The following is an 11,144-nucleotide window of genomic DNA, read 5'->3' on the forward strand; positions in this document are numbered from 1 at the left end:
GATGCCTGATTCCTTACCGCTGACCCCGAGAGGCTCACGGTCCTGCCCGGGTCGACCCCGGCTCTCACACTCACCCTCAGGTCGAGGGTTAACGTTATGTCATCGTTTCGCTCCGGAGGACCGTAGAAGTCCGAGCGTGCTGCGTGCAACTGCCCGTCCGGCGTGTCGGCGATGTCGCGCTCCGGTGGAAGCGGTAATGACCCCCGTGCCACACTAGGTGACCGGCCGTGGCCCGCTGACTGCGGGCCGCGACGGACGCAACCCTCGACCAGAGCTTGAGCGTGCGCGTTGACCTGCACGCTCAGCGTTCGGCGGCCTCGTTCCCCGCCCCAGGCGCCGGCCGCTCGCCGGTCCCCGCCCCGTCCTGCGCGGGGGTGCGCGTCCCCTCGCCTGCGTCCTCGCCCTCGCCCTCGCCCTCGCCGGCGTCCCCGCCCTCGCCGGGGGTCACCGCCGGGTGGTCGGGGGCGGAGACGTCGAGGCGCTCGGCCCCGCGCACCGCCGGTTCGGCCAGCAGCGCGCTCAGCACCTCCGCCTTGCGGGCACCCCGCTCGGCGCTGCCCCAGTGCACCACCGTGCCACCGCCCAGGTGCAGCACGACCGAGTCCGGCGACGTCGCCCCGCTGCTCTCCACCTGCGCGCGCAGGTCCGTCGGCAGCCCGATGAGGACCGCGAGGACCGCCTGCAGCGCGGGCCGTCCGGCGCTGTCCACGTCCGCCTCGACGAGAGGGACCTCCGGTGGGACGGTCTGGGACTCCAGCAGCGCCGTGCCCTCGGCGTCGACCACGCGGTAGCGCCCCTCCCCCAGCGGGACCGCGGCCACGGGCTGGCGCTCGCTCACCTCCACCACCAGCGTCGAGGGCCACTGCCGCCGCACGTCCACCTCCGCCACCAGCGGCAGCGCCCGCACCTCGCGCTCCAGCAGGCCGGTGTCCACCCGCGCGAGCTGCTCGCCGCGACGGCGCTCCGCCAGCGCCGTGACATCGGCCGCGGCGACGCGCTGCACCCCCGTCACCCGCACCTGCCGCACCGTCAGGCCCGGCGACGTCAGCGCCGCCCACGCACCGGCGGTGCCGAGGACCACCAGGACCAGCACGGCCGCCAGCAGCCGACCCCGCCGGCCGAGGCCGCGCAGCCCGCGCCCGCGGGGGCGCGGGGTCCGCCTGGCGGCGACGGGCACCGTCCCGCGCGCCACGGCCACCCTGCCCAGTCCCCGGCGCGAGCGCGGGGCGGCCTCGCCCACCCCCGCCGCCCGCTCCGCGCGGCGGCGCTGCGCACTGCCGCCGGCCGGGCGCGGCGGTGCGGGGTCCTGCACCCCCGCGCGGCGGGCGGCGCGGGTCCCGCCACCCGCCTGCGCGGGGGCGCGGCCGTCCGCCGCGGGGCGCCTCCCCGGTCGCCCCGCGGCGGTCGGCCCCTCCGCGCCACCCGTCCCCGCGCCCGGCGGCGGAGCGGGCCGGCCGGGCACCGCGGTGGGCGCCGGCGTGCGCGGCGGGGTGGGGCGACGGCTCACGCGCGGGCCCGCAGGGCCGCCAGGAGCCGCGGCCCCAGGTCCGTCACGTCACCGGCTCCCACGGTCAGGACGAGGTCGCCCGGCCGGGCCCGCTCCGCGAGCCGCGCGACGGCGGCGTCGCGGTCCGGCTCGAAGGCCACCGCCGCGGCGGGCAGCGGGACGGCCGAGGCCACCAGCGCGCCGCTCACCGACGGGTCCGGGTCCTCCCGCGCCACGTACACGTCGAGCACCACGACCTCGTCGGCCAGGCCCAGGGCGGCCCCGAAGTCCGCGGCGAAGATGCGGGTCCGGCTGACCAGGTGCGGCTGGAACACCACGAGCACCCGGCCAGGGCCGACCACGCCGCGCGCCGCCCGCAGGGCCGCCGTGACCTCGGTGGGGTGGTGCGCGTACTCGTCCACCACCCGCACGCCCGAGACCTCCCCGCGCAGCTCGAAGCGGCGCCGTGCGCCCCCGAACGTGGCCAGCCCGGCCAGGACCTGCGCCGGGTCCGCGCCGAGCTCCACGGCCGCGGTGAGGGCCGCCGCGGCGTTGAGGGCGTTGTGCTCCCCCGGCACCCGCAGCGCCAGGGTGTGCTCCGGCCCCCCGGCGGTGAGGAGCCGCGTGGTGGAACCCGTGCCACCCGCGCGGAAACCCTCCAGCCGCACGTCTGCGCCCGCGGAGAAGCCGTACGTGCGCACCCGCACGCCGCGACCGCGCGCGGTGTCCGCGAGGCGGGCGGCGCCCGGGTCGTCGGCGCACGCGACGAGCAGCCCGCCGGGCACGATCCGTCCCGCGAAGGCCGCGAACGCCTGCTCCACCGCCTCCGCGGTGCCGTAGTGGTCCAGGTGGTCCGGCTCCACGTTCGTCACCACCGCGACGCCGGGCGAGTACGCCAGGAACGAGCCGTCCGACTCGTCCGCCTCGGCCACGAACACGTCCCCGGACCCCTCCCGCGCCCCGCGGCCCTGCTGCGGCTGCCCGGGGGCGAGTTCCCCGCCGATGGCGTACGAGGGGTCGGCCCCGGCGTGCTGCAGCGCCACGGCGAGCATCGAGGACGTCGTGGTCTTGCCGTGCGTCCCGGCGACCGCGGCCGCCCGCCGCCCGGCCATGAGCGCGGCGAGGGCCTCGGAGCGGTGCAGGACGGGCAGACCGCGGCGCCGGGCCTCCACGAGTTCCGGGTTGCCCGGGCGCACCGCGGAGGAGACGACGAGGGTGTCGGCGTCCGCGACGTGCGCCGCGTCGTGCCCGACGGCGACGCGGGCCCCGGCGGCGGCCAGGTCGGCCAGGACCTCGGAGTGGCGGGAATCGCTGCCGGAGACGGGCACCCCGCGGGCCAGCAGCAACCGGGCGATCCCCGACATGCCGGCGCCGCCGATCGCCACGAGGTGCACGCGCCCGAGGTCGCGGACGTCGCGGGCGGGGGCCGGGGCGCTCACGTCGCCACCGTCCGCGCGCCCCGCGCTGCGCGCTCCACCACGTCCGCCAGCCTCTCGTCGCCGTCGTGCAGGCCCAGGGTCGCGGCCGCGGAGGCGCTGCGGCGCAGGGCCTCCGCATCGCCGAGCAGCGGGAGCAGCCGGGCGCGCACCCACCCGGCGTCGAACCGCGCATCGTCCACGAGGAGCCCGCCGCCGGCGGCCACGACGGGCTCGGCGTTGCGCCGCTGCTCGCCGTTGCCGATGGGGAGGGGCACGTACACCGCGGGAAGGCCGAGGGCGGTCAGCTCGCTGACGGTCCCGGCTCCGCTGCGGCACACCACGAGGTCCGCCGCGGCGTACGCCTCGTGCATGGCGTCGACGTAGTCCCGCACGACGTAGCGCGCGGCATCGGTGCCCGCCGGCAGCGGCACCACCTTGCCGCGGCCGCTGGCGTGCAGGACCTGCGCCCCGGTGCCGAGCAGTTCCGGGGCTGCCGCGCCGAGGACGTCGTTGAGGCGCTGGGCGCCCAGCGAGCCGCCGGTCACGAGGAGCGTGGGACGCGCCGGGTCCAGCCCCAGCCTCTCCCGCGCCGCGCGCCGGCGCCCGGCCCGGTCCGGGTCGGCGGCGAGCTCGCGGACCTCGCTGCGCAGCGGCATGCCCACCCGGACGGCACCGCGCAGGGGGGTTCCCTGGAACGTCACCGTGACGTGCGGGGTGAGCCGCGCCCCGAGGCGGTTCGCGATGCCGGGCAGCGAGTTCTGCTCGTGCACGACGATCGGCACGCGGCGCCGGCGCGCGGCCAGGTAGGCGGGGGTGGCGACGTAGCCGCCGAAACCCACCACGACGTCCGCCCCGACCTGGGCGATCGCCCGCTCGGCCGCGGCCACCGCCGAGCGCAGCCGGCCCGGCAGGCGCAGCAGCTCCGGCGAGGGCCTGCGCGGCAGCGGGACCCGCGGCACGAGCGCCAGGTCGTAGCCGCGCTGCGGCACCAGCCGCGACTCCAGGCCCTCGGCGGTGCCGAGCACGAGGACGCGGGTGTCCGCCGCGCGCAGGCGCAGCCGGTCCGCGGTCGCCAGCAGCGGCGCCACGTGACCTGTCGTACCGCCCCCCGCGAGCAGCACCGACAGTCCGCTCACCGCTTCCTCCCCCTGACCGGGCTCGCGCCCGCCTCCTCCGCAGAACCCCTCGCGGCGTTCCCCGCCCGCTTGCCCACCGCGTTCCCCGCCGGTTTCCGCGCGGTGTCCCCCGCCTTCACCGCCGGTTCCCGCGGGGCGCGCCGGGCGCCGGGGGGAACCGGTCCGCGCGGCCGGGGCAGCACCGCCAGGGAACGGCGCACCACCGAGGGACGCGCCCGCAGCGCCTCCGGTGCACCGGGTTCGGCGCGGGCGAACGCCAGCAGCACACCGATCGCGGCCATCGTCATCACCAGGGCCGAGCCGCCCCGCGAGATGAGCGGCAGCGGAACCCCGATGACCGGCAGCAGCCCCACGACGACGCCGATGTTCACCACCGCCTGGCCGAGGATCCACGTGAGGATCCCCGTGGCCGCCAGCTTGACGAACATGTCCGACGAGCGCCGCACCAGGCGCAGGCAGGCCAGGCCGAGCAGCGCGAACAGCAGCAGCACCACGAGGGTCCCGGGCAGGCCGAGCTCCTCGCCGATGATGGCGAAGATGTAGTCGTTGTCGGCCTCGGGCAGCCACTGCCACTTCTCCCGGCTGGCGCCCAGGCCCACGCCCCACCAGCCACCGGAGGCGAGGGCGTAGCGGCCGTGGATCGGCTGCCACGCGTAGTCCTGCAGCGCGGCCCCCGTCTCGGGCGTCCCCTCCAGCCACTGCCTGATGCGCTCCTGCCGGTTGGTGCTCACCGCGACCAGCAGGACCGCGACGGCCGCGCCCGCGCCACCGGCGACGGCGAAGAAGCGCACGGGCACGCCCGCGACCCACAGCATCCCCGCGACCATCATCATCATGACCATCGCCGTGCCGAGGTCGCGGCCGAGCAGGACCAGGCCGATGCTCGCGGCGGCGGTCGGCAGCAGCGCGAGGACCAGGTGGCGCCACTCGTGCAGCTGGTGCTGCTTGCGCACCAGGACCAGGGCGCAGCTGAGGACCAGGGCGAGCTTCACGGCCTCCGAGGGCTGCCCGGTCACCGGTCCCACGCTGATCCAGTTGGTGTTGCCACCCTGACCGATGCCCAGGGGCGTGAAGACGAGCAGCTGCAGGCACAGTCCCGCCAGCAGCAGCGGCAGCGCGAGCTGTTTCCACCGCTGCACCCCGACCCGGCTGGCCGCGAACAGCGCGACCGAGCCGAGCACCGCGAAGACGGCCTGGTTCTGGAAACCCGCGAACACCGAGCGGCCCTCGGCCAGGGACGTCACGCTGGAGCTGGAGAGCACCATCACCAGGCCGATGACGACCAGCACCGCCGTCGTCGCCAGCACGACGTGGTGCGTCACGAGCGGGCTGTCGAGCCGCTCCGCGTACGCCCGCGCCCACGCGACGGTGCCGGCGAGGGGGCCGGGACGCCGCGCCGCAGGCTCCGTCGCCGGGCCCGCCACCGTCACCGTGCTCCCGTGCGCCGGTGCACCGCGGCCGCGAACGCGTCGCCGCGGTGGCCGTAGGAGGTGAACTGGTCCATCGAGGCGCACGCGGGGGCCAGGAGCACGGTGTCACCCGGGCGCGCCAGGGCGGCGGCGCGCTCGACGACGGCGTCCATCAGGGCGTCGGGGAGTTCCTGCACGCCCCCAGTCTGCGGCGGGTCCACGAGCACGACCGGCACATCCGGGGCGTGTCGGGCCAGCGCGGCGGCGATGACGTCGCGGTCGCGGCCGAGGAGCACCGCCGCGCGCAGGCGGGAGGAGTTCGCCGCGACCAGGTCGTCGAAACGCCCGCCCTTGGCCAGCCCCCCGGCGATCCAGACCACGGAGCCGAACGCGGCCAGGGACGCCTGCGCGGCGTGCGCGTTGGTCGCCTTGGAGTCGTCGACCCAGCGGATGCCGTCCACGTGCGCGACCGTCGCCACGCGGTGCGGTGCGGGGGTGAAACCCCGCAGGCCCTCGCGCACCGCCCGCGGCTCCACCCCCGCCGCCCGCGCCAGCGCCGCGGCGGCCAGCGCGTTCTCCACGGTGTGCGGCGGGACCGGGCCGCCGTCCCCCGCGAGGTCCTCCACCGTCGCCAGCTCCGCGGCGCTGGTGAGGCGCTCCGCCACGAAGGCGCGGTCGGCGAGCACGCCGTCGACCACGCCGAGCATCCCCACCGCCGGCACGCCGCGGGTGGTGCCGACCGCGCGGCAGCCCTCCTCCACGTCCGCCTCGCGCACCAGGTCGGCCGTGCGGGGGTAGGCGTCGGAGTACACGCACGCCACGCGGGTGTTCTCGTAGACGCGGCCCTTGGCCGCGGCGTACGCGTCCAGGGAGCCGTGCCAGTCCAGGTGGTCGGGCGCCACGTTCAGGCAGGCGCTGGCCAGCGGCCGCAGCGAGGCGGCGGTGTCCGTGGACAGCCAGTGCAGCTGGTAGCTGGACAGCTCCACCGCCAGCACCTCGTAGGCGTCCGGGTGGCGCATCGCCTCCAGCAGCGGGGTCCCCACGTTGCCCGCCGCCGCCGCCCGCAGGCCCTGGGCGCGCAGGATCGCCGCGGTCATCTCCACGGTCGTCGTCTTGCCGTTGGTGCCCGTCAGCGTCAGCCACCGCGCCGCGCCGGTCGCCGGGCGCATCCGCCACGCCAGCTCCACGTCGCCCCACACCGGCACCCCCGCGTGCGCCGCACCCGCCAGCAGCGGCGCGTCCGGCCGCCAGCCGGGCGAGGTGACGACGAGGTCGAAGGCACCCCAGCCCCCGGGGGCCTCGTGCACGTGCTGCTCGCCGAGCAGGACACGGCCCCCGAGGACCTCCAGCAGCTGCGCGCGCTCCCGCTCCGCCTCGCCGGTGCGGGCGTCGGCGACCGTGACCTCCGCGCCGTGCTCCAGCAGCGCGTCGGCCGCGGCGAACCCGGAGACCGCGATGCCGGTGACGAGGACGCGCAGGCCCGACCACCCCGAGCCGGCGTCCACCAGCCGGCGCACCCGCTCGGTGTCGGCGGCCCGCGGGGCGTGCTGCGGCCCGCTCACGAGCCCACCACCCACTCCGCGTAGAAGACGCCCAGGCCCAGGGAGACGAACAGCCCGGCGATGATCCAGAAGCGGATGACGATGGTGACCTCGCCCCAGCCGACCAGCTCGAAGTGGTGCTGCAGCGGGGCCATCCGGAAGATGCGTTTCCTGCGCAGCTTGAACGAGCCGACCTGCAGCACCACCGAGAGGGTGATGAGGACGAAGAGCCCGCCCAGCAGCACCAGCAGCAGCTGGGTGCGGCTGAGGATGGCCAGGCCCGCCAGGGCACCGCCCAGGGCCAGGGACCCGGTGTCGCCCATGAAGATCTTCGCCGGTGAGGCGTTCCACCACAGGAAGCCGAAGCAGGCCCCCAGCAGCGCGGCCGCCACCACCGCCAGGTCGCGCGGGTCGCGCACCTCGTAGCAGCGGGTCCCGGAGTTGGGGGTGAGGCAGTTCTGGTTCGACTGGAACGTCCCGATGAGGACGTACGCGGCGAAGACCATCGTGCAGGCGCCCGTGGCCAGCCCGTCGAGGCCGTCCGTGAGGTTCACGCCGTTGCTCGTCCCGGCGATCATCAGGAGCGACCACAGCACGAACAGGGCCGTCCCCAGCGCGGTGCCCGCGAAGGCCAGGTCCAGCCACGGGATGTCCCGCAGGAAGGAGATCTCCGTCGAGGCCGGGGTGCGCTCCGACTCCGAGGGGAAGCGCAGCGCGAGCACCGCGAAACCGATGCCCACGAGCGACTGCCCGACGATCTTGGGCCCGGCGCGCAGGCCGAGGCTGCGCTGTTTGGAGATCTTGATGAAGTCGTCGAGGAAGCCGACGATCCCCAGACCCGTCATGAGGAACAGCACCAGCAGGCCCGAGGCCGTCGGGGGCCGGCCGGTCACCAGGTGGGCGGCGCCGTACGCGCCCAGCGTCGCCAGGATGATGACGGCGCCGCCCATCGTCGGCGTGCCGCGCTTGGTGTGGTGGCTCGTGGGCCCGTCGTCGCGGACGAACTGCCCGTAGCCGCGGTGCACGAGCCAGCGGATGTACAGGGGTGTGCCGAAGAGGGCCAGGACCAGCGAGACCGCTGCGGCGATGAGGACGGTCCTCACGCGGAGGCCACCAGCCTCTCCGCCAGCGCCGCCAGCCCCGAGCCGTTCGAGGACTTCACGAGCACCACGTCACCCGGTTCCAGCTGCTCGGCGAGGAACGCGTGCGCCGCCTCGACGTCCGGCACGAACGCCGCCTCCTCGCCCCACGAGCCCTCCATCACCGCCCCCGTGTACACCGGCCGCGCACCCGCGCCGACCGCGAGCAGGCGCGAGACGTCCAGGCGCACCGCCAGCCGGCCCACCGCGTCGTGCTCCTCCACGGAGGTCGCCCCCAGCTCGAGCATCTCGCCCAGCACCGCCCAGCTGCGCCGGCCCCGCGCCATGGCCACGAGCGCCTTCAGCGCCGCGCGGACCGAGTCCGGGTTGGCGTTGTAGGCGTCGTTGACGACGGTGACCCCGTCGGGGCGCTGCACCACCTGCATCCGGGCCGGGCTGGCCGCCTCCGCGGCGGACAGGGCCGCGGCCACCTGCTCGGGGGGCGTGCCCAGCCCGAGGGCCGTGGCCGCCGCCGCGAGCGCGTTGGGCACCTGGTGCTCCCCGTGCAGGCGCAGCTCCACCGCGGCCTCCCCGCCGGCGCCCTCCACGGTGCTCACGAGCCGGAACCGGGCGCGGGCCGCGGGGTCCAGCTCGACGTCCACGGCGCGCACCGCGGCCTGCGCGCCGGTGCCGAAGAACAGCACCCGCGCGCCGGTGCGCCCCGCCATCGCGGCGACCCGGGGGTCGTCGGCGTTGAGGACGGCCAGCCCGTCCGCCGGCAGGGCCTCGACCAGCTCCCCCTTGGCGCGGGCGGTGGCCTCCAGCGAGCCGAACTCCCCCGCGTGCGCGGCGCCCACGTTGAGGACGACGCCGACCTGCGGGCGGGCGAGGTCGCACAGCCGCGCGATGTGCCCCACGCCGCGCGCGCCCATCTCCACGACGAGGCTCTCGGTGCCCCCGTCGGCCTCCAGGAGCGTCAGCGGCGCCCCGATGTCGTTGTTGAAGGAGCCGCGCGGTGCGACGACGGGCCCGCGCACCGCGAGCACCGCGCGCAGCAGGTCCTTGGTCGTCGTCTTGCCCGCCGACCCCGTCACCCCCACCACGGTGGGGCGCCCGGCGGCGCGCAGCCTGGCCAGCACACCGGCGGCGAGGCGGCCGAGGGCGGCGACGCCGTCGTCGACGAGGACCAGGGCCGCGTCACCGCCCAGGTCCACCTCCCGCTGGGCGAGGACGGCGCGCGCCCCGGCGGCCACGGCGGCCGCGGCGTGGTCGTGGCCGTCGACCCGCGCGCCGGGCAGGGCGACGAAGAGCGCCCCCGGCACGGCGAGGCGGGAGTCCACCACGACCGGGCCCGTCACGACGGGTGCGTCCGGGGCGGGCACGTCCCCGGCGAGCCGTCCTGCCGCCAGGTGCTCGACGTCCCGGCTGGACAGCGGGATCACTGCTGACCTCCTCGGAGGGTGTGGGGGGAAGGGTCTGCGGGGGCCGCGCGCTCGCGCAGCAGCGCGGCGGTGACCTCGGCGTCGTCGAAGGGCAGGACGCGGCCGGCGACCTCCTGGCCGCGCTCGTGCCCCTTGCCGGCCACCAGGAGGGTGTCGCCGGGGCCGGTGCAGGCGGTGAGGCCGGCCGCGATGGCCTCGCGGCGGCCCGGGACCTCCAGGACCCGCGCACCGGTGCCGGCGGCTGCGGCCCCGGCCAGCACCGCGGCCCGGACGGCCGCCGGGTCCTCCGAGCGCGGGTTGTCGTCGGTGACGACCACCACGTCGGCCCCGGCGGCGGCCACGGCGCCCATGGCCCCGCGCTTGGCCGGGTCGCGGTCGCCGCCGGCGCCGAGGACCACGACGAGGCGGCCCGGGGTGCCCTGCCGCAGGGTCTGGAGCACCCGCTCCAGGGCGTCGGGGCTGTGCGCGAAGTCCACCACGGCCACCGGCTCGCCCGCCGCGCCCGTGGCGACGGCCTGCATGCGGCCGGGCACCCCGCCGGCGGTGGCCGAGCCGCGGGTGACGGCGTCGGCCGGCACACCGGCCACCAGGGCGGCCACCGCGGCCAGCGCGGTGTTGGAGACGTTGAACGCGCCGGGCAGGGGGCAGGCCAGCGCCAGCCGCAGCCCGTCCGGCCCGGTGAGGGTGAACGTGCTGCCGTGGCGGCCGGCGACGACGTCGGCCACCGCCCAGTCGGCCGCCGGCGCGGCGCCGGCGGGGAGGTCCTCGGCGGGGGCGGTCCGCACGGTCGTCACGGGCACGCCCGCGGTGCGGGCCAGGCGGCGCCCCCAGCCGTCGTCGACGGCCACGACCCCGCGGCGGGAGTGCTGCGGGGTGAACAGCTCCGCCTTGGCGGCGAAGTAGTCCTCCATGTCGCGGTGGAAGTCCAGGTGGTCCTGGCTGAGGTTGGTGAACACGGCCACGTCCAGCACGGCGCCGTCGACGCGGTGCAGGCGCAGGGCGTGGCTGGAGACCTCCATGGCGCAGGCGCGGACCCCGCCGTCGCGCATCCGGGCGAACAGGGCGTGCAGGTCGGGCGCCTCGGGGGTGGTGCGCACGCTGCTCAGCCGCTCGCTGCCGATGCGGATCTCCACGGTGCCGATGAGGCCGGTGCTCCAGCCGGCCGCCGCGAACAGCGCCTCCAGCAGGTAGGCGGTGGTGGTCTTGCCGTTCGTGCCGGTGATCCCCACCGTCGTCAGCGCCGCCGCGGGGTGCCCGTGCACCGCCGCGGCCAGCCCGCCCAGGACCGCGCGCGGGTCCGGCACGACGACCGCGGGCAGCCCCGCCGCCCGCACGCGCTCGCGCCCGGCGGGGTCGGTCAGGGCGGCGACGGCCCCTGCGGCGGCGGCCTGCGCGGCGAAGTCCGCGCCGTGGGCGCGCGCACCGGGCAGGGCGGCGTAGAGGTCCCCCGGCCGCACCGCGCGGGAGTCGAGGGTGGCGCCCGTGACCACGGCCGCGGCGGCGCCGGGCGGGACCTCGGCGGAGGCGTCCGGGCCGAGCAGCGCGACGAGGTCGGCGACCGTGGGCGCACCGGTGGGGCGGGTGCCGCGGGGTCCGTCGGAGATCGGATCGCTGGTCGGCACGGTGGGGAGGC

Annotated in this window: 8 protein-coding genes; all 8 read right to left on the reverse strand. The window is 77.4% G+C overall.

Going from position 1 to position 11,144, the window contains the following annotated elements; all coding sequences use genetic code 11:
• Positions 1-301: 301 nt before the first annotated feature.
• The 8 genes from ACYQBY_RS09150 to ACYQBY_RS09185 are packed head-to-tail and all read right to left on the reverse strand — an operon-like array spanning position 302 to position 11,133.
• The gene (locus tag ACYQBY_RS09150; RefSeq protein WP_459643546.1) at positions 302-1,507 is read right to left on the reverse strand and encodes a cell division protein FtsQ/DivIB; all 1,206 of its coding nucleotides are present in this window, start codon (positions 1,505-1,507) and stop codon (positions 302-304) included.
• Positions 1,504-2,925: a UDP-N-acetylmuramate--L-alanine ligase gene (murC, locus tag ACYQBY_RS09155; RefSeq protein ID WP_459643547.1), complete on the reverse strand. Its 1,422-nt coding sequence runs from the start codon at positions 2,923-2,925 to the stop codon at positions 1,504-1,506. Before murC ends, ACYQBY_RS09150 begins: the two co-directional genes overlap by 4 nt.
• Entirely contained in the window at positions 2,922-4,031 is a 1,110-nt protein-coding gene (gene murG / locus ACYQBY_RS09160) for an undecaprenyldiphospho-muramoylpentapeptide beta-N-acetylglucosaminyltransferase (RefSeq protein WP_459643856.1), read from the reverse strand. The genes murC and murG overlap by 4 nt, the downstream gene beginning before the upstream one ends.
• A 5-nt stretch (positions 4,032-4,036) precedes the next feature.
• Positions 4,037-5,470, reverse strand: a complete 1,434-nt coding sequence (gene ftsW, locus ACYQBY_RS09165) for a putative lipid II flippase FtsW (RefSeq protein ID WP_459643548.1) — start codon at positions 5,468-5,470, stop codon at positions 4,037-4,039.
• Positions 5,467-7,011: a UDP-N-acetylmuramoyl-L-alanine--D-glutamate ligase gene (gene murD, locus ACYQBY_RS09170; RefSeq protein WP_459643549.1), complete on the reverse strand. Its 1,545-nt coding sequence runs from the start codon at positions 7,009-7,011 to the stop codon at positions 5,467-5,469. The genes ftsW and murD overlap by 4 nt, the downstream gene beginning before the upstream one ends.
• Positions 7,008-8,093, reverse strand: a complete 1,086-nt coding sequence (gene mraY, locus ACYQBY_RS09175) for a phospho-N-acetylmuramoyl-pentapeptide-transferase (protein WP_459643550.1) — start codon at positions 8,091-8,093, stop codon at positions 7,008-7,010. The genes murD and mraY overlap by 4 nt, the downstream gene beginning before the upstream one ends.
• The gene (locus ACYQBY_RS09180) at positions 8,090-9,511 is read right to left on the reverse strand and encodes a UDP-N-acetylmuramoyl-tripeptide--D-alanyl-D-alanine ligase (protein ID WP_459643551.1); all 1,422 of its coding nucleotides are present in this window, start codon (positions 9,509-9,511) and stop codon (positions 8,090-8,092) included. Before ACYQBY_RS09180 ends, mraY begins: the two co-directional genes overlap by 4 nt.
• Positions 9,508-11,133, reverse strand: coding sequence for a UDP-N-acetylmuramoyl-L-alanyl-D-glutamate--2,6-diaminopimelate ligase (locus ACYQBY_RS09185; RefSeq protein ID WP_459643552.1), 1,626 nt, complete (start codon positions 11,131-11,133; stop codon positions 9,508-9,510). Before ACYQBY_RS09185 ends, ACYQBY_RS09180 begins: the two co-directional genes overlap by 4 nt.
• Between the last annotated feature and the right edge of the window lie 11 nt (positions 11,134-11,144).

This window comes from Kineococcus anabasis, from assembly GCF_054590795.1.